We start from the raw sequence: 245 nt of genomic DNA on the forward strand, positions 1-245 counted from the left end.
CGGTGTCAGTATTCTGAACTACATCCGTGAAGTGGAATTTGACACCTTGCTGTTTTTCTTAGGGGTGTTGTTATTAGTCGGCATCCTGAAAGAAATTGGCGTGCTGAACGCCATCCCTCAGCTGTACCAATACCTGGACCCGACGCAGGCCAATTACCTGATGGGCATGACATCTGCGCTGATTGATAACGTGCCATTGACCGCTGCGCTGCTGAAATCCGGTGTGGAAATGTCACCAGCCCAGT

The 245-nt window shown here is 50.6% G+C and carries 1 protein-coding gene; it reads left to right on the forward strand.

Features of this window, described 5'->3' with window-relative positions:
- Positions 1-245 (forward strand): SLC13 family permease (locus MJ643_RS31170; protein WP_247727380.1); only part of this gene is annotated, 245 nt, incomplete at both ends.

It is taken from the genome of Pseudomonas sp. PNPG3, from assembly GCF_023093815.1.
Classification (GTDB): Bacteria; Pseudomonadota; Gammaproteobacteria; order Pseudomonadales; family Pseudomonadaceae; genus Aquipseudomonas; species Aquipseudomonas asiatica.